Origin of the sequence: Amycolatopsis deserti, from assembly GCF_014653945.1 — a bacterium.
Lineage (GTDB): Bacteria > Actinomycetota > Actinomycetes > Mycobacteriales > Pseudonocardiaceae > Amycolatopsis_E > Amycolatopsis_E deserti.
Genome location: NZ_BNAU01000001.1, coordinates 1,093,334 through 1,108,611, shown reverse-complemented (window position 1 = coordinate 1,108,611; position 15,278 = coordinate 1,093,334). Strand labels below are relative to the sequence as shown.

Annotated in this window: 15 protein-coding genes; 11 read left to right on the top strand and 4 right to left on the bottom strand. The window is 72.9% G+C overall.

Going from position 1 to position 15,278, the window contains the following annotated elements:
* Positions 1 to 10: 10 nt before the first annotated feature.
* The 3 genes from IE290_RS05295 to IE290_RS05285 all read left to right on the top strand — a co-directional run bounded on the left by IE290_RS05295 (position 11) and on the right by IE290_RS05285 (position 2,908).
* Complete coding sequence (locus tag IE290_RS05295) at positions 11 to 820, top strand: crotonase/enoyl-CoA hydratase family protein (protein ID WP_191243329.1); 810 nt, start codon at positions 11 to 13, stop codon at positions 818 to 820.
* Between the two features lie 101 nt (positions 821 to 921).
* Positions 922 to 1,749 carry an NAD(P)H-binding protein gene (locus IE290_RS05290; protein WP_191243328.1) on the top strand — a complete coding sequence of 276 codons (828 nt, stop codon included), beginning with the start codon at positions 922 to 924 and terminating at the stop codon, positions 1,747 to 1,749.
* 247 nt (positions 1,750 to 1,996) lie between these two features.
* Complete coding sequence (locus IE290_RS05285; protein ID WP_191243327.1) at positions 1,997 to 2,908, top strand: MBL fold metallo-hydrolase; 912 nt, start codon at positions 1,997 to 1,999, stop codon at positions 2,906 to 2,908.
* A gap of 74 nt (positions 2,909 to 2,982) precedes the next feature.
* Here the strand turns inward: IE290_RS05285 and IE290_RS05280 are convergent, their stop codons facing one another.
* The gene (locus tag IE290_RS05280; protein ID WP_191243326.1) at positions 2,983 to 4,083 is read right to left on the bottom strand and encodes a coiled-coil domain-containing protein; all 1,101 of its coding nucleotides are present in this window, start codon (positions 4,081 to 4,083) and stop codon (positions 2,983 to 2,985) included.
* Positions 4,084 to 4,413: 330 nt separating this feature from the next.
* Here IE290_RS05280 and IE290_RS05275 point away from each other — a divergent pair, with 330 nt between their 5' ends.
* Both IE290_RS05275 and IE290_RS05270 read left to right on the top strand, forming a co-directional pair.
* Entirely contained in the window at positions 4,414 to 5,823 is a 1,410-nt protein-coding gene (locus tag IE290_RS05275; RefSeq protein WP_191243325.1) for an FAD-binding oxidoreductase, read from the top strand.
* A gap of 14 nt (positions 5,824 to 5,837) precedes the next feature.
* Positions 5,838 to 6,944: a tyrosine-type recombinase/integrase gene (locus IE290_RS05270; protein ID WP_191243324.1), complete on the top strand. Its 1,107-nt coding sequence runs from the start codon at positions 5,838 to 5,840 to the stop codon at positions 6,942 to 6,944.
* On the opposite strand, the gene IE290_RS05265 is transcribed toward IE290_RS05270, so the two are convergent.
* A complete protein-coding gene (locus tag IE290_RS05265; protein WP_191243323.1) occupies positions 6,921 to 8,105 on the bottom strand; it encodes an MFS transporter in 1,185 nt (394 codons plus the stop codon). The two genes, IE290_RS05270 and IE290_RS05265, sit on opposite strands and share 24 nt — an antisense overlap.
* A gap of 79 nt (positions 8,106 to 8,184) precedes the next feature.
* On the opposite strand from IE290_RS05265, the gene IE290_RS05260 reads away from it, so the two are divergent.
* Positions 8,185 to 9,069, top strand: a complete 885-nt coding sequence (locus IE290_RS05260; RefSeq protein WP_191243322.1) for an SMP-30/gluconolactonase/LRE family protein — start codon at positions 8,185 to 8,187, stop codon at positions 9,067 to 9,069.
* Between the two features lie 197 nt (positions 9,070 to 9,266).
* On the opposite strand, the gene IE290_RS05255 is transcribed toward IE290_RS05260, so the two are convergent.
* Positions 9,267 to 10,115, bottom strand: coding sequence for a patatin-like phospholipase family protein (locus IE290_RS05255; RefSeq protein WP_191243321.1), 849 nt, complete (start codon positions 10,113 to 10,115; stop codon positions 9,267 to 9,269).
* A complete protein-coding gene (locus IE290_RS05250) occupies positions 10,112 to 10,291 on the bottom strand; it encodes a hypothetical protein (protein ID WP_191243320.1) in 180 nt (59 codons plus the stop codon). Before IE290_RS05250 ends, IE290_RS05255 begins: the two co-directional genes overlap by 4 nt.
* A 25-nt stretch (positions 10,292 to 10,316) precedes the next feature.
* Between IE290_RS05250 and IE290_RS05245 the strand changes: the two genes are divergently transcribed.
* The 5 genes from IE290_RS05245 to IE290_RS05225 all read left to right on the top strand — a co-directional run bounded on the left by IE290_RS05245 (position 10,317) and on the right by IE290_RS05225 (position 15,269).
* Positions 10,317 to 10,832 carry a CGNR zinc finger domain-containing protein gene (locus IE290_RS05245; RefSeq protein ID WP_191243319.1) on the top strand — a complete coding sequence of 172 codons (516 nt, stop codon included), beginning with the start codon at positions 10,317 to 10,319 and terminating at the stop codon, positions 10,830 to 10,832.
* 59 nt (positions 10,833 to 10,891) lie between these two features.
* Positions 10,892 to 12,343, top strand: a complete 1,452-nt coding sequence (locus IE290_RS05240) for an amidase (protein ID WP_191243318.1) — start codon at positions 10,892 to 10,894, stop codon at positions 12,341 to 12,343.
* Between the two features lie 97 nt (positions 12,344 to 12,440).
* Entirely contained in the window at positions 12,441 to 13,607 is a 1,167-nt protein-coding gene (locus tag IE290_RS05235) for an NAD(P)/FAD-dependent oxidoreductase (protein ID WP_191243317.1), read from the top strand.
* Positions 13,604 to 14,500 (top strand): RNA polymerase sigma-70 factor, encoded by an 897-nt coding sequence (locus tag IE290_RS05230; RefSeq protein WP_191243316.1) that lies wholly within the window; start codon positions 13,604 to 13,606, stop codon positions 14,498 to 14,500. The genes IE290_RS05235 and IE290_RS05230 overlap by 4 nt, the downstream gene beginning before the upstream one ends.
* 10 nt (positions 14,501 to 14,510) lie before the next feature.
* Positions 14,511 to 15,269: an SGNH/GDSL hydrolase family protein gene (locus tag IE290_RS05225; protein ID WP_191243315.1), complete on the top strand. Its 759-nt coding sequence runs from the start codon at positions 14,511 to 14,513 to the stop codon at positions 15,267 to 15,269.
* Positions 15,270 to 15,278 lie beyond the last annotated feature (9 nt).

Here is a 15,278-nt window from a genome sequence, read left to right as displayed (position 1 = left end):
GAGCGACCACATGAACCTCACCTCCGAGCACGGCACGATCACGCTCGAACGCGACGGGCACGTCCTGCTGATCGGCCTCAACCGCCCGGACAAGCGCAACGCGTTCAACCTGGCGATGCTGCACGACCTCTCCCGCGCCTACGCCCTGCTCGAATCGGACGACGACCTGCGCTGCGGAGTGCTGTTCGCGCACGGCGAGCACTTCACCGCCGGGCTGGACCTGGCCGACGTCGCCCCCGCGATCCAGGCGGGCACCGGTTTCTACCCCGCCGACGGCCGGGATCCGTGGCGCCTGGACGGCGACTGGACCACCCCGGTCGTCGCCGCCGCACAGGGCCGGGTGCTCACGCTCGGCATCGAACTGCTCCTCGCCGCCGACATCCGCGTCGCCAGCCGGGACGCCCGCTTCTCCCAGCTCGAGGTCCGCCGCGGCATCTACCCGTTCGGCGGCGCGACCCTGCGCTTCCCCCGCGAAACCGGCTGGGGCAACGCCATGCGCTGGATGCTCACCGGCGACGAGTTCGACGCCGCCGAGGCCCACCGCATCGGTCTGGTCCAGGAAGTCGCCGACACCGACCCGGTGGCACACGCCGTCGCGATCGCCCGCAGCATCGCCGACACCGCCGCACCCCTGGGCGTCCGCGCGGTGCTCGAGTCGGCACACCGCGCCCGCGACCACGGCGACCGGGCCGCCATCGACGAGCTCACCCCCACCGTCGCCCGGCTGTTCGCCACCGCCGACGGTCAGGAAGGCATCCGGTCGTTCCTCGAGCGGCGCCAAGCCGTCTTCACCGGCCGTCCGGCAGTTTCCGGACAGTAGGCAACGCTTTGGGTGGCGGCCGTGGTGTCGGTCACGATTGCCCTCCGGTCCAATACTTTCCTCTAGGTACCTACTAGCCCACGGTCGCTAGCGTCGTCCGCATGATCGTGATTACGGGAGCAACCGGAAATGTCGGACGACCGCTGGTGCAGACACTGGCGGCCGCGGGAGAAGTAGTGACGGCGGTGTCGCGGCGCATCTCCGCGACAGACGCGCCAGCCGGAGTCCGTGTCCGGCAAGGAGATCTGGCCGAACCGGCGAACCTGAAGGGCGCGTTCGACGGCGCCGACGCGGTGTTCCTGCTGACCTCAGGCGATTTCGTGGGCTCCGGCGGCAACCTCCGCGAGGTCATGGACGTCGTGCGGGCCGCCGGCGTCCGCCGCGTTGTTCTGCTGTCCTCGCAAGGCGTCAGCAGCGGCAACCATTCCGCCGAACTGGAGGACGCCGTGACCGCGTCGGGCCTGGAGTGGACGATGCTGCGCCCCGGCAACTTCAGCTCCAACGCCTTCCAGTGGGCGGATTCAGTGCGGACGCAACGAATTGTCGCGGCCCCGTTCGGGGACGTTGCACTGCCGGCCGTCGACCCGCTCGACATCGCCGATGTCGCCGGCGTGGTGCTGCGGAAACCCGGCCACGTCGGCAAGATTTACGACCTGACCGGGCCTGCCCCGATCTCACCCCGTGAGCAAGCCGCGGCGATCGGCGACGCAGTGGGCGAACCGGTGGAGTTCGTGGAACTGACCCGCGCCGAGGCCAAGTCCGCGATGGTGCGATTCATGCCCGAGCCGGTCGTGGAGAACACCCTGGACCTCCTTGGCACGCCACCCGCCGTGATCCAGCAGGTGAGCCCCGACATCGAAGAGGTGCTGGGCCGCGCGCCGCGTTCGTTCGCGGACTGGGCGGCACGCAACGCCGCCGCGTTCAAGTGAGCGGCGTGCGGCCGAACAGCTTGTCATGAAGCGAAACGAGCACGTCGCACCCACCTCGGCGAGGCCGACGTCTCTCCAGCCCCGCCGGCCCGGCGAAACGCAAATCAGCGGTTCGCCGGGTCGCTACCTTGTCGCCCACTGGGCGGGAACTACCGGAATCTCGTCACCGGCCGACAGCAGCACGACCTCTTCGGTTTCGGCGCTGCTGGACGCCTTCGCGGCCGCATGATCTTCTGTGGAAGTGCACATGACTTCTCTCGGTGATGTCGTCGACCTCGACCCCGTCCGGCTGCGCACGCCGTCGCGTGTGCGGACCGTCGTGCTCGGGGAAGTCAGGCTCAGCTACGTCGCCGACGCGTGGATCCAGCTCAACCCGCGGGAGTGGTTCGCCGACAGCGGCCCGGACTTCTGGGACCGCCACCGGGAATACCTCGACGACGAGGGCTACCTGCGGGTGGGCGCGGGCGGCCTGCTCGTCGAACGCGACGGCCGCGCCCTGCTGATCGACACCGGTTTCGGGCCCCGCGAGGTCGCCGCCGACCCGGCCCAGCCGCGAGCGGGCGCAGCTTCCGGTGGCCGGATGCTCGACAGTCTCGCCGCGCTCGGCCGCACCCCGGCCGACGTCGACACCGTGGCGATCACGCACCTGCACCGGGACCACATCGGCTGGCTCACCGCACCGGCACCGGACACCGGCCAGCCGCCGTTCGCGCACGCACGCGCAGTGCTGACGAAGGCCGAATGGGACCACGGCCGCTCCCTGCGGGACGCGCCGTTCCCGGCGACGGTCGCGGCGCTGGAACCACGGCTGGACCTGGCCGACGACGGTGACGAGGTGTTCCCCGGCGTCCGGCTCCTCGCCACGCCCGGCCACACGGCGGGGCACGCCGCCTACGAGATCACGGCCGGCGAGGAGACGGTGATCGCGTTCGGGGATCTGTTCCACTCGCCGGTGCAGATGGGACACCCGGACTGGTCGTCCCAGCCGGACGTGGACGACGAGGCGAGCGTCCACCACCGGCGCGCCCTGGTCGAGCGCCTGGCGCGGCCCGGAACGTACGGTTTCGGGATCCACTTCGCCGACGTCGCGTTCGGCCGAGTGCGCCAGGACGAGGACGGCGGGCGCACGTGGCAACCGGTGGTCACGGAGTCGCGCTGACCCGTTAGGTCTTCAGGCACCCGCGGGCTCGGACGCCCGGCTCGCGCTGGGCCGCCGCGTCGAGCGGGCGCCGGTCACTCCTGGTGGCCCCCGCCCGCCACGGGCGGCGCGGTGTCGGCGAGCAGTGCGCGGAGCCGGGCAGGAAGCTCGGCCGCCGGCTCGGCCAGGGCGGTGAGCACCCCCTCCCGCAGTATGCCGAGCCGCGCCGTGGCGGCGTCCGAGGCGCGGCCCGCTGCGGCGGCGGCTGTCCGCGCCTCGGTGGCGGCGGCCTCGGCCCGCGCGGCGGTGGTGAGCAGCTCGGTGACTCGGTCGCGGGCGGCGGCGAGTTCCTGCTCGTGCTGCTCGCGCAGTGCGGCGATCCGCTGGTCGTGCTCGGCCCGCCAGTGCTCCCGGGCCTGACGGAGCTTCTCGCGCTCCTCGGCCAGCGCCTGGTCATGGCGGGCGCGCAGCTGCTCGAGGTCCTCGTGGTGCTGAGTCGCCAGGTCGCGCAAGTCGGTCTCCAGCTGGCGGGCCCGCGCGTGCGCGGCCTCGGCCTCGCTGGCGCGGGCGGCGGCCGCGGCAGCGAGTTCCTCGATGCGCGCGGCGGCGGTCTCGGCGGCCTGCCGTTGCTCCGTCTCCACTTGTTCCAGGCGTTCGCGCAGTTGCCGGATCTCACCCTCCGCGGTGAGCCGGTCGGCGATCGCACGCTGGGCCTGGGTCCGCTCGCTCGCGGCGCGCTCCTCCGCCTCCCGCGCCCGGGTCTCCGCGGCGTCGGCCCGCTCGGCGGCCTCCGCGGCTTCCACCCCGGCCGCCGCCGCTCCGGCCTCCGCCGCTGACGCACGCGCCTCCGCGTCCGCCGCGCGAGCCTCGGCTTCCGCGACCCGCTCGCGAGCCTCCGTCACCTCCGCGTCGAGCCGCTCGTCCAGGGCGGCCAGGGTCCGCTGCAACGGCGTGATCTCCGCCAGCGCCCGGCTCACGTCCCGGCCCACCGCCGCCACGTCCAGCCCGGGCATCGCCGGCCCGTAGGCGGCGAACGCGATCTGGTCCGCCTCGTCCAGCCGCGCGCACGTGACTTCGCGGCCGCGCTCGTCGACCGCCCACACCGTCGTGCAGTACTCCCCCGGCCGCCCGCCGCGCGGGCCCGGCTGCTTCCGCGGATGCCGACGGCAGTACCGGCACAGCGCCGGGTCGGACACGGGCTCACGACTCCCCGACGCGTCCCTGCGCGGCGGCGGTGGGGCTGTTTCCTCCATAACCGCAGCTTATCAGTTCTAGTTTATTAACTAGAACCCCGGGTTAGAGTTAGTAAACTACAGCCAAAGACGCACCGTGATAATCACGGTTATCGCGGGCTACCGATCCGGCTCATTCAGGCAGCGAGAACTGGGGGGGTCGTCACTGTGACGAAACGCCCCAGTACCCCGGGGACCCCGCCGAAGCGCCCCACCGGACCTCACCCAGCCGGTGTAACCCCGCGCAGATCGACTGCGACCCCACCAAAAGGGTTCCGAACGAAGGTGATGACCATGACCCAGACGGTCGGCGGCGGAGTGGCGGATCTGCGGGCGGTGCTGAGCGGCCCGGTGTTCGGCCCGGAGGACTCCGGGTACGACGAAGCCCGGAAGGTGTGGAACGCCGCCAACGACCGCAGACCAGCGATGATCGCCCGGTGCGCCTCTGCGGCCGACGTCGCCGCGACGGTCCGGTTCGCCGGGGAACACGGCCTGGAGATCGCGGTCCGCGGCGGCGCGCACAGCCCGTCCGGCAACTCGACGGTCGACAACGGCGTGGTCATCGACCTGAGCGCCCTCAACCACATCACCGTCGACCCGGACGCGAAGCTCGCCCGCGCCGGTGGCGGCGCCCTGCTGGGCGACCTCGACGCGGCCACCCAGGCACACGGGCTCGCGGTGCCCGCCGGCATGGTCAGCCACACCGGCGTCGGCGGCCTGACCCTCGGCGGCGGGATGGGCTGGTTCACCCGCAAGGGTGGACTCAGCATCGACAACCTGGTCTCCGCCGAGATCGTCACGGCCGACGGCCGCATCCGGCGCGCCTCGGAAACCGAACACCCGGACCTGTTCTGGGCCATCCGCGGTGGCGGCGGGAACTTCGGCGTGGTCACCGAGTTCGAGTTCCGGCTGCACGAGGCCGGTCCCCTGGTCCAGTTCGCGCTCCTGTTCTGGGAACTCGACCAAGGCCCGGAAATGCTGCGACTGGCCCGCGAACTCGTGCCCGCGTTGCCGCTCGACATCAGCGTGGTGATCGGCGCCCTCAACGCACCGCCCGCGCCGTTCGTCCCCGAGCCGTACCACTTCGCCCCCGGCTACGCGCTGCTCGTGACCGGGTTCGGCGACGCCGGCACCCACGCCGACGCGCTGGACCGGATCCGGCAGGCTCTGCCGCCCGCGTTCGAGTTCGTCACCCCGATGCCGTACGTGGAACTGCAGCAGCTGATCGACGAGGCCAACGCCTGGGGCCTGTACTACTACGACAAGAGCGTGTACCTGGAAGAACTGACCGACGAGGTGATCCAGGCGGTCGTCGAGCAGGTGCCACAGCGCACCTCGCCGATGTCGATCGTGCTGTTCTACCGGCTCGACGGGGCCTACTCGGCGGTGCCCGACGACGCCACGGCCTTCAGCGGCGGCCGCTCACCCCGGTACTGCGCCTTCATGATCGCGGCGACGCAGACCCTGGAGACGTTGGCGGCCGAGACGGCCTGGGTGCGGTCGTGCACGGACGCGCTGCGCCCCTTCGCCCCGCGCACCGGCACCTACGTCAACGCCATGGACGACGCCGGGCAGGACCGGGTCCAGGCGGCCTACGGACCGGCGAAGTACCAGCGGCTCCGGGAGATCAAGCAGCGGTACGACCCGCGCAACGTCTTCCACCGCAACATCAACATCCCACCGGCCGGGAGCGCGTCGTCGTGACATGATCGGGGGCGATGACCCTCGACCTCGCCCCGTACGAGCCCCGGCCGATGCCGGCCCACGCCCCCGACAAGACCGCCCTGCGGCGCCTGGTCGAGGACGCGGTGGCCGAGCTCCCGGCCCTGCCGGCCGACCCCGCCGGCGGCCGGGGCCCGCGCGGGGTCACCCGCTCCTGGCTGCTGGAGATGAAAAGCCACCAGACCCGCCGCTCCTACTGGCGCGGCCTGGGTCTGTGGCTGTCCTATTGCGACTGGCACCGCGTCGACCCGCTGGCCGCGCGCCTGGCCGACGTCAAGGACTGGATCGCCCTGCTCGACCCGGGCAGCCCGGTCACCTACAACGCCCGCCTGGCCGCCGTCAGCTCCTGGTACACCGAGCTGATCAACAACCGCGTCCACGACGACAACCCGGCGCGCCTGGTCCCGCGCCACAAGCGCGACCAGGAGTCCCAGACCCGCGCTCTCACCTACGCCGAACTCCTGGCCCTGCTCGGTTACGCTCGCGGCCGCGCCGAAACCGCGGGCACCGAAGCCGCGCTGCGCAACCTCGCCATCCTGGAGATCATGGCCACCACCGCCGTGCGGTCCGGCGCCATCCTGCACGCCCGCTGCGGCCCGGACGGCGACCTCGGCGTCGACCACGGCCACCGGATCCTGCGCTACGTCAACAAGGGCGGCCACCGCAAGACCGCCGACATCCTCGGCCTGGCCGACGTCGCCCTCGGCAACTACCTCGCCGCCCGCGCCGCCCGCGAAGGCAAATCCGTCGCCGAGTTGTCCGGCTGGCTGTTCGCCACCCGCACCGGCACGCCCCTGACCTCGCGCGACCTCGGCAACCTCCTGCGCGACGCGGCCCGGGGCGCCGGCCTGGACCACCCCGACGACGTCGTCCCGCACTCGCTGCGGCACACCGTCCTGACCCTCGGCTACGAACAGGGCGTCTCGGTGGAGGACCTGGCCGACCTCGCCGGCCACGAAAGCGTCGCCACCACCCTGATCTACGTCCGCCGCAGCCGGCGCCGCCAGACCACCCAGATGCTCGCCGACCTCACCAGCGGCGCTGAGATCCGGGACGAGGCCCGGGAGGAACCGCGCCACCTACGCCTGGTCGGCGACGCCTGACAGCCGGGGCTCCGCGACCCGCCGGGCGCGGGGCAGGACGAGGAAGGTCAGGGCCAGCCCGGTGAGGCTGAGCACTGCACCGGCCAGGCCCGACCAGCGCAGCGCCCCGGCTGCCGTGATCACCCCGCCGAGCACGGCGCCGGCGGCGGCGCCCAGGTTGAAGGCGCCCACGTTCGCCGCGACCGCCAGCGTCGGGGCATCCCCGGCGTGACGCAGGATCAGCCCCTGCAGAGGCGCGATGGTGGCCGTGGACAGCAACCCGAGCACCAGCACCGCGGCCACCGCGGCCGGCTGCCACCCGACCGCGAACGGGAACACCACCAGCACCCCGGCCAGGCCGCCGAACACCCCGCGCACGGTGGCGCTCATCGACCGGTCGGTGAGCCGCCCGGCGAGCAGGTTGCCGAGGAAACTGCCCGCCCCGTACGCGAGCAGCAGACCGGACACCGCCGCGGCGGAGAACCCGGACACCCCGGTCAGCAGCGGCGCGAGGTAGGTGAAGACCACCGCGACCCCGGAGAACCCGACCGCGGTGGTGGCGATAGCCAGCAGCACCGGGCGGCGCAGCACGACCGCGATTTCCTCGCGCAGCCAGGCGGCGGGCGGGTCCTGCCGGGGCAGGACGACCGCGAGGAGCGCCGCACCCGCCAGGGCCAGGGCGGTCAGGACCACGAACGGGGCCCGCCAGCCCGCGCGCTCCCCGAGCAGTGCGCCCAGCGGCACGCCCAGCAGCGTGGCGACGGTGAACCCGGACGCCACAGTCGAAATCGCCGTGCCGGCGCGCCCGGGCGGCGCTACGCTCGTCGCCATCACCAGCGCCAGCGCGAGGAACGCCGCGTGGCTCAACGACGACACCACCCGCCCGGCCAGCAGCCACGCGAAGGTGGGCGCCGCGGCGCTGACCGCGCTGCCCGCCGCGAACAGCAGCATCAGGCCCAGCGCCAGCCCCTTGCGCGGTACCCGGATCGTCAGCGCGGCCACCACCGGACCGCCGATCACCACGCCGAGGGCGTAGGCCGTGACCGCCTGCCCGGCCGTGCCGACGGACACGTCCAGGTCCGCGGCGGTCTGCGGCAGCAGCCCGGAGATCAGGTATTCCGACGTGCCGACGACGAAGACGCTCAGGCACAGCACGGCCAGCGTCGGGTGACTCCTTCTCATGCGGCGGACGCTAAGCGCTCACACCGGTGTCAGGGTCAAGTCTTGACACCGTCCGGCGTGACGTGCCTGACTGTCCACTGTGACCAACGAAGTTCTGGACGGCTTCTCCTACCTCGAATGCCCGCGCTGGCACGAGGGCCGCATCTGGTTCGCCGACTTCTACACCCACCGCGTGTACTCCAGCCTCGAGGACGGCAGCGACCTGCGGGTCGAGGCCGAGGTGCCGCAGCAACCCTCCGGGCTCGGCTGGCTGCCCGACGGCCGGCTGCTCGTGGTTTCGATGCGGGACGCGCGCCTGCTGCGCCGCGAGGCCGACGGCGGCCTCGTCACCCACGCCGACCTGGCCGGGTACGTGACCGGGCACCCCAACGACATGGTCGTCGACGCCCAGGGCCGCGCCTACGTCGGCAACTTCGGGTTCGACCTGATGAACGGCGCCCCCGTCGCGCCGGCGAACCTGCTGCGCGTCGACCCCGACGGCACCGTGACGGTCGTGGCGGAGGACCTGTGGTTCCCCAACGGCAGCGTCATCACCGACGACGGTGTGCTGCTGGTCGACGAGACGTTCGGCAACCGGGTCACGGCGTTCGACATCGCCGACGACGGGTCGCTCACCAACCGCCGCGTCTGGGCGAAGTTCGGCGAGCCGCTCACCGAGCGTGAGCTGGAGAAAGCGCTTCCCGAAATCGCCGTCGCGCCGGACGGCTGCTGCCTGGACGCCGAAGGCGCCCTGTGGGTGGCCGACGGCGTCGGCGGCCGGCTGCTGCGAGTCCGCGAGGGCGGCGAGATCACCGACGAGATCCAGCCGGGCACCGGGGTGTTCGCGTGCATGCTGGGTGGCGCCGACGGCCGGACCCTGTTCGCGTGTGCGGCGCCGGACTTCAACGAGCACGCGAGGAGGGACGCCCGCGAGGCGAGCCTGCTCGCCTTCCGGGTCAGCGTGCCACGCGCCGGGCGCCCCTGAGCGCGGCCGGTCGCCGACCCGGCAGGGGCGTGACCTTGGCAGCCGCACGACTGCACAAGGCCACTGGGGCCCGGTAGGGCGTGCCGCGGTCGCCGCCCCTGCCGGGGCTGGCGACCACGGCGGCCGGGTGGCTAGGCAGGGATGGTGTTCCGGCGCATGCTGATCTGGCCCGGCACGCCGCTGACCCACCGCCCCGGCTAGGCGCGCCGCTCGCCCCAGAGGGCCTTGACCTCGGCCGCCGCGCGGAGGGCCTGGTCGTATCCGGCGCGGGCGGCCGCCTCGCGGACTGTCGGGTCCAGCACGTTCGGGCCGATCGCCTCGATGGCGCTCTCGTCGGGGGCGATCACCAGCACCTCGGCGCCGTCCTGGCGCAGGGCTGCCACCTGGTCGTCGAGGTCGGTGATGCCGGGCACCTCGGTCACCCGCAGCACCAGCACCCGGTCGCAGCCCGCGGCCAGGTCGGCGTTCTCCATCGAGCGCACCCCGCCGTCGACGTAGCGGCGGTCCCCGATCGTCACCGGCGGCCAGGTGCCCGGCACGGCGCAGCTGGCCGCCACCGCGTCCACGAGCGACACCCCGGACTCCGCGGTGAACACCCGGTCGTCGCCCGTCGCGGCGTCCACCGCGACGATCTGCAACGGCGCCGCGGGCCAGTCGTGCACGGGCAGGCGCGCCTCGATCACCTTCAGCCGCTCGGCCTCCGGCACCGTCTGCGCCGCCAGGGCCATCTCGCCGATCCGCCGCCGCGCGTCCCGGGCGTCGGTCGCGGCGCTCACCGCCGCGCCGAACATCTCCGCGATCTCCTCGGCGTCGATGTTCGCCGCGATCTCCGGCGTCTGCAGCGCCGGATCCACCTGCCGCCGGAACAGCTCCGCCAGGGCGGTGCCGCTGGTGATCTGGGCCCCCACCGTCGAACCCGCGGAAGTGCCGATGAACCGGTCCGCGTCCAGAATGTCCACTCCGGACTCCGACAAACCGTGCAACAGCCCGGTTTCCCATGCGATTCCGGCAATGCCGCCACCACCGAGTACAAGTGCACGTGTCATGCCTCGATCCTAGGCCTCCGCGTGGCGGCGGCGAGCGCGCCGTTGACGAGCAGCAGCCAGGTCCCGCACACGCAGCGGCGGTAGTCGAGGCGGCCGTCCGCGACGGGATGGCTCGACCCGCCCCGCAGGAGCTCGGACAGCGGCCACTGGCAGCGGGGACAACGTTCGTCGGTCATGTCCCCAGCGTGCTGTAATGGCTTTATGCACTTCAACCCTTACGGCGGGCCGGCCGCGCAGGTCGCCGCCGGCCTGGTCAACATGCCCGGTGCGCCTGCCGCCGAGCTGCTGCGGATGATGCGTGACGCGGGCATGTCGCTGACCAGGCTCACCGCCGCCGAAGCCGCCGAAGCGCAAGCGTGGGGCCGCCGGCTCCGCGCGGTGTTCGCCGAGCCGGACCCGGACCGGCGGATCGACCTGGTCAACGAGCTGCTCGCGGAAACCGCGTGCCGCCCGTTCATCTCCCGCCACGACGGCCTGCCCGCGCACCTGCACTACGCCGGCGAGGACGACACCCTGCCCCGCCGGATCCGGGCCTTCACCGCGGGCGGCCTGGCCCACCTGCTGTGCGAAGACCCCGGCCGCTTGGGCACCTGTGCCCGCCATGGGTGCGAAACCGTCTTCGTCGACACCTCCCGCAACGGTCGCCGCCGGTTCTGCTCGACCCGCTGCGCGACGCGGGTGCACGTGGCCGAGCACCGGGCCCGCGCGGACGCCTGAAACCCGTTGTGCGAATCGGCGTTTTATGTCCCGTTCCAGGCGCGGATACGGTCGGATTCATGGAATGGAACTTCGCGTCGGCCGAAGACCTCGTGGCCGCCATGCGCGCCGGTGAAGTGACCTCGGCGGAGCTGACCGACGAGGCGATCGCGCGGATCGAGCGCGACGACGAGGTGATCAACGCGATCTGCGTGCCGGACTTCGACCGCGCGCGGTCCGCCGCGCGCCACGCCGACCAGGCGCGTGCCCGCGGCGAGGACCGGCCGCTGCTCGGTGTTCCGGTGACGGTCAAGGAGTCCTACGACATCGCCGGCCTGCCCACGACCTGGGGCATGCCGCCGCACCGGAACCACCTGCCCGCCGAGGACGCGGTCCAGGTCTCGCGCGTCAAGGCCGCGGGCCCGGTGGTGCTCGGCAAGACCAACGTGCCGCTGGGGCTGCAGGACATCCAGAGCTTCAACGACATCTACGGCACCACCACCAACCCGTGGGATCCCGAGCGCACGCCGGGCGGATCCTCGGGCGGGTCGGCGGCGGCCCTGGCATCCGGGTTCGGCGCGCTGTCCCTCGGCTCCGACATCGCCGGCTCGCTGCGCACGCCCGCGCATTTCTGCGGTGTCTACGCGCACAAGCCGACGCTCGGGCTGGTGGCGAACCGCGGCATGGTCGCGCCGTCCGAGCCGGCGTTGCCGGCCGAGCTCGACCTCGCCGTCGTCGGCCCGATGGCGCGTACCGCGCGCGACCTCATGCTCCTGCTCGACGTCATGGCCGGACCGGACCCGCTCACGCTCGGCGTGGCGTACCGCTTGGCCCTGCCGCCCGCCCGCCACGAGCGGCTGAGCGATTTCCGCGTCCTGGTCCTCGACGACCATCCGTGCATTCCGACCGGGGCAGCCGTGCGGGCGGGCGTGAACCGGGTGGCCGACGCGCTCGCCGACGGCGGCGCCCGCGTCGAACGGCACAGTCCGCTGCTGCCCGATCTGGCCGAAGCGGCGACGATCTACATGCAGTTGCTGATTTCCGGCGCCGTGGCGCGGTTTCCCGTCGAATCGCTCGAGCAGCTGCGGAACCGCGTCGCCGGACTGAGCGCGGACGACCGGAGCCTGGACACCGTGCGGTTGCGCGCCATGCTGTTCAGCCACCGCGACTGGCTCGACGCGCACCACCTCCGCGAACTCCACCGCCACGCCTGGCGGCGGCTGTTCGCCGAGTTCGACGCCGTGGTGTGCCCGATCACGCCGACGCCCGCCTTCCCGCACGACCACAGCCCGAATCCGATGGCCCGGCGCATCGACGTCGACGGCGTCGAGTACCCGTACTTCGACCAGCTCGTCTGGGCCGGCCTGGCCACCATGCCGGGCCTGCCGGCCACCGCCGTGCCCGCGGGCCGGTCGCCCGAGGGCCTGCCGGTCGGCGTGCAGCTCATCGGTCCGATGTTCGAGGACCGCACCCCGCTGCGGCTGGCCGAACTGCTCGAGCAGCGGATCGGCGGCTTCCGGCCACTGAGGTAGGGCACGTTGTGTGCCCCGTCACAACCGCGCCATGTCACGCACGAGATCGCCGAACCCATCACGTGGTCGTCAACAGCCGATCGAGGAGGCGAAAACGATGACCACACACAAGGTTCTCGTCCTGGGCGCGGGGTACGCGGGCATGGCGGCGGCGATCCAGCTCGCCGCGCGGGTCAAGGGGCGTGCGGACGTCGAGGTGACCCTGGTGAACGCGCACGACCGGTTCACCGAGCGGCTGCGGCTGCACCTGACCGCGACCGGCCAGCCGGTCGCCGAGCTGAGCATCCCGGACCTGCTGGCGGGCACCGGCGCGCGGTTCGTGCGGGGCTGGGTCACCGCGCTCGACCCGGACACCAGGACGGTGCGCGTCGACGACGACCGGGTCCTGCACTACGACACCCTGGTGTACGGGCTGGGCGGCGTGGCCGGCACCGTGCCGGGCGCCGAGGAGCACGCGCACACCCTCAACACCCCGGAGGACGCCGAGGTGCTCGGGCGCCGGCTGGCCGGGCTGGGCCGCGGCACGGTGGTGGTCGCCGGCACCGGGCTCACCGGCGTCGAGTCGGCCGCGGAGATCGCCGAGCGGTACCCGGAGCTGCGGGTCGTGCTGCTGGGCCGGGGTGAGCCGGGCGCGACGATGAACACCCGCGCCAGGACCTACCTGCAGGCGGCGCTCGAGCGGCTGGGCGTCGAGGTGCGCAGCGGCGCCGAGGTGATCAAGGTGCTGCCGGACGCGATCGAACTGGCCGGCGGCGAGACCGTTTCGGCCGACGTGGTCCTGTGGACCGGCGGCACCCGCGCCGCACCGCTCGCGGCAGCCGCCGGGCTGACCGTCGATGACCGCGGCCGCGTCGCCACCGACGCCGCGCTGCGGTCGGTCTCGCACCCGGACGTCTACGCGGTGGGTGACGCGGCCGCGATCCGGCAGGGCTACGGCGTCCTGCACGGCACCTGCCAGAGCGGCATGCCCACCGGTGTGCACGCCGCGGTGTCGATCATCCGCGCGCTGCGGGGCGAGGAGCCCAAGCCGTTCCGCTTCGGCTACTACCACACGCCGGTCAGCCTGGGCCGTCACGACGCGGTGGTGCAGTTCACCCACCCCGACGACAGCCCGCGGCGGATCAGCCTGACCGGCCGCCTGGCCGCCCGGTACAAAGAGACGGTGACCGCTTCGCCCTGGCCGACCTACCTGCGCATGAAGAAGATGCCCGTCTCGGGCGCGTTCTGGCCGCGTGGCGGCCGCTTCACCCGGGGTGTGCGGTGACCGAGGTGTTCCACCAGCACCGCAAGCTGTTGTTCGCGGTGGCCTACCGGATCCTCGGCAGCGCCGCCGACGCCGAGGACGTGGTGCAGGACGCGTGGCTGAAGTGGTCCGCCGCCGACCGCTCCCAGGTGGCCGACCCGAAGGCCTACCTGGCGCGGATCGTGTCCAACCTGGCGCTGGAACGGCTGCGCTCGGCCCGGCACCAGCGGGAGACCTACGTCGGGCCGTGGCTGCCGGAACCGATCCTGACCACCGGTGACAGCGCCGACGCCGTCACCGGCGCGGAATCGGTGTCCATGGCGATGCTGGTGGTGCTGGAGACGCTGAGCCCGCTGGAGCGCGCGGTGTTCGTGCTCAAGGACGTCTTCGGGTTCAGCCACGCCGAGATCGCCGAGGCCGTGGACCGCTCGGAAGCGGCCGTGCGGCAGGCCGCGCACCGGGCACGCGAGCACGTGCAGGCGCGGCGGCCGAGGTTCCCGGCCGATCGCGCGAAGCAGCGTGAGGTCACCGAGCGGTTCCTCGCCGCCGCGACCGGGGGTGACGTGAACACCCTGATGGACCTGCTGTCCCCGGACGTGACACTGTGGACGGACGGCGGCGGCAAGGTCCGCCAGGCCCTGCGCCCGGTGAGCGGCGCCGAGACGGTGGCCGCCTGGTTCGCCGCGATCGGCACCGTCACCTACCAGGGCGTCGCGCCCGCGGACATGGTCGCGGAGCTGACCGAGATCAACGGCGGCCCGGGACTGGTCTTCCGCGGCCCGGACCGGGTGATCGCCACGGTCACCTTCGACTTCGACGCCGACGGCCGCATCACCACCCTGCACAACGTGGCCAACCCGGACAAACTCGGCGCCGTCGCGCGTGGTCTCGGGGCCTCCGGACCGGTCGCCTAAGGTGCTGAGCATGTACCAGCGTTTCGTGGCCCTCGGCGACTCCTTCACCGAGGGCGTCGGCGACGACGACCCCGCCCGCCCGAACGGCGTGCGGGGCTGGGCCGACCGGGTGGCCGAGCAGCTGGCGGCCGCCGATCCCGAGTTCCGCTACGCCAACCTCGCGATCCGGGGACGGCTGCTCGACCAGGTGCTCGCCGAGCAGCTCGAACCGGCCCTCGCGCTGCGGCCCGACCTGGTCTCGATCTACGCCGGCGGCAACGACCTGCTGCGCCCCAAGGCCGACATCGACGCGCTGGCCGCGCGGTTCGACAACGCCGTCGAGCAGCTCGCCAAGACCGGCGCGACGGTGCTGCTGTTCACCGGGGTGGACGGTGCCGAGGATCCGGTGTTCCGCAAGCTGCGCGGCCGCACCGCGATCTACAACGAGCACACCCGGGTGATCGCCGCCCGGCACGGCGCGCACGTGGTCGACATGTGGGGCATGCGGCAACTGCGGGACCGGCGGCTGTGGTCGGCCGACCGGCTGCACCTCAACGCGCTCGGCCACGCCGAGGTCGCGATCGCCGTGCTCGACGTGCTCGGCCGCCCGCACGGGCTCTCCCCCGCCGCGCTCGGGCCGCGTGAGCTGGTCGACCGGCGACGGCAGCGCGCGGAGAACCTGCGGTGGGGCCGCGAGCACGTCCTGCCGTGGATCGGGCGCCGCCTGCGCGGCGAGTCCTCCGGCGACACCCTGACCCCGAAACGGCCGGTGCTGCTGCCGATGGACTGAGCCGCGGGG

Bases quoted from the DNA above. Each gene is read 5' to 3' on its own strand.
- IE290_RS05295 (WP_191243329.1), top strand. From the start codon at position 11: ATGAACCTCACCTCCGAGCACGGCACGATCACGCTCGAACGCGACGGG.
- IE290_RS05290 (WP_191243328.1), top strand. From the start codon at position 922: ATGATCGTGATTACGGGAGCAACCGGAAATGTCGGACGACCGCTGGTG.
- IE290_RS05285 (WP_191243327.1), top strand. From the start codon at position 1,997: ATGACTTCTCTCGGTGATGTCGTCGACCTCGACCCCGTCCGGCTGCGC.
- IE290_RS05275 (WP_191243325.1), top strand. From the start codon at position 4,414: ATGACCCAGACGGTCGGCGGCGGAGTGGCGGATCTGCGGGCGGTGCTG.
- IE290_RS05270 (WP_191243324.1), top strand. From the start codon at position 5,838: ATGACCCTCGACCTCGCCCCGTACGAGCCCCGGCCGATGCCGGCCCAC.
- IE290_RS05265 (WP_191243323.1), bottom strand. From the start codon at position 8,105: ATGAGAAGGAGTCACCCGACGCTGGCCGTGCTGTGCCTGAGCGTCTTC.
- IE290_RS05255 (WP_191243321.1), bottom strand. From the start codon at position 10,115: ATGACACGTGCACTTGTACTCGGTGGTGGCGGCATTGCCGGAATCGCA.
- IE290_RS05250 (WP_191243320.1), bottom strand. From the start codon at position 10,291: ATGACCGACGAACGTTGTCCCCGCTGCCAGTGGCCGCTGTCCGAGCTC.
- IE290_RS05245 (WP_191243319.1), top strand. From the start codon at position 10,317: ATGCACTTCAACCCTTACGGCGGGCCGGCCGCGCAGGTCGCCGCCGGC.
- IE290_RS05240 (WP_191243318.1), top strand. From the start codon at position 10,892: ATGGAATGGAACTTCGCGTCGGCCGAAGACCTCGTGGCCGCCATGCGC.
- IE290_RS05235 (WP_191243317.1), top strand. From the start codon at position 12,441: ATGACCACACACAAGGTTCTCGTCCTGGGCGCGGGGTACGCGGGCATG.
- IE290_RS05225 (WP_191243315.1), top strand. From the start codon at position 14,511: ATGTACCAGCGTTTCGTGGCCCTCGGCGACTCCTTCACCGAGGGCGTC.